The organism is Streptomyces sp. NPDC005574 (genome assembly GCF_040605435.1).
Taxonomy (GTDB): Bacteria; Actinomycetota; Actinomycetes; order Streptomycetales; family Streptomycetaceae; genus Streptomyces.
This window is the reverse complement of the sequence record NZ_JBEXCW010000304.1, coordinates 1-1,656: the sequence shown is the minus strand read 5'-3', so window position 1 is coordinate 1,656 and position 1,656 is coordinate 1. Positions and strand designations below refer to the sequence as shown.

Sequence of the window (1,656 nt, the reverse complement as noted above, 5' to 3'; positions counted from 1 at the left end):
GAGAGATCTACCGACTCCTCATCCCCACCACGAAGCCCAGCGGACCGGCGACCCCCGCCCCAACCGGACCTTGACATCCATAGGGGCATCAACACTCCCCGGATATCCGCTCCCGGCTGTCCCCGCTCATCCACGAGCACATCAACTTCCACGGCCGCTATCCCATCGTCCGTTCCCAGCTCGGCGACGCACTGCGACCGCTTCGCGACCCGAACTCCGCACCAGAGCAGGGCTGATCAGATGCCGTCGCTCTCGCACCCGGGACGGCTTCACATGTCGCGTGTGTAGCCGCGGGTGTCGAGGTCGAGGGCGAGTACTTCGCGGCGGTCGAAGCTGGTGAACGTCACCTGCGGCCAGTCACGGAACTGGGTGATGGTCGCGTCGGGCACGAGGTGTCCGGGGACGACGATCCGCTGCAGATGCGCGAGCTGGGGGCGGGCCTGCAGGAGGGCCTGGAAGTCGAAGCGGGTGGCGTCGTTGACCGTCCAGACATCGAGCGTGGCCAGTTGGGCCACGACCGGAGAGCAGGCCAGAGCAGCCGGATCGACACGGGCGTGCCACAGGGCGAGATGTCGCAGCGCGGGCAGGGCACGTTTGGCCAGCAGGCCCAGGAGAGACTGGCTGGACCGGCCGCCTGTGTGTACGGCGAGGGCGTGCAGGCGTGGCGCCCCGTTCCGCAGGAGCCCGAGCAGCTGGTCGGCATCGCATTCCAGGGCGCGCAGGGCGGGGTAGCGGCCCGCCACGGGGGCTTCATCGAGGTCAGAGCGCTGCGTCCACAGGCACAGGTGGCTGAGCCGGTCGATGGCGTCGTGGGCGCGCAGGACTGGGTCGAGGTGGGCGGTGCCGCCCCAGGTACGTATGCGCAAGGAGCGCAGGCGGCTCATACGGCCGTCGGCAAGCAACATCCGCAGCCGATGCCGGCCCAGAATGTCAATGCGCCACGGCTCACGCTGCGGATCGAAACTCAAGCGACCGGGAGACAGGCCTGCGTATGTGGCCAGATCATCGACGAGGGAGACCACATCGTGGCCGTCGATGTAGGCGTGCCACGTCGGCCCGTCCGGAACCAGAAACAGATGATCGTCCAACACATCGTGGAGAGCCACCTGCGCAGTGACCTGTTCCATGGTGGCCTGCTCCGCCTGCCGTTCCGCAGGTCCGTCATTCCACAGGCGCATCGCCTGTGCGTGGATCAGTTCGCCCTTCCAGCCGCCTACCAGCGCGGCGAACGCAAACGCGTAGCCGGTATCGTCCACCGGGGTGCCCAGCTCGTAGCGGGCGGCGGGCTGCGCGCTGACAACGAACCCGTCGGCAAGGTACCGGTCAACGGCCAGCTCGAAATGCACGACGGCAACATCTTCGGGCACACCATCAATCAGCACCTCGACGCGGCCGCCACGGCGTTCGCTGACCCGGGACCCGTGGCGCTGCAGGACCACCTGCGTGTTGCGCCTGTCAACAAAGTGCACCATTATCGTCGCTCTCACGCTCGAATTGTCGCCGACCACGCCCGCATGCGGTAGCCAGCCTGGCTTCGCGTCATTGAGCAGCAGCCTCGTTCGGGCATTGTCAGGTTGGGCGAGCGTTCGGGGTTGTGAGCCGGTTCGGGACGTGTCTGGCCGTGGTGGTGACGGTGGTTCAGGCCGTGGTGGGCGG

The 1,656-nt window shown here is 67.4% G+C and carries 1 protein-coding gene; it reads right to left on the bottom strand.

The annotated features are described in order from the left end of the window. Positions 1 to 269 precede the first annotated feature (269 nt). Positions 270 to 1,487, bottom strand: a complete 1,218-nt coding sequence (locus tag ABZT03_RS44350) for a hypothetical protein (protein ID WP_356050010.1) — start codon at positions 1,485 to 1,487, stop codon at positions 270 to 272. Between the last annotated feature and the right edge of the window lie 169 nt (positions 1,488 to 1,656).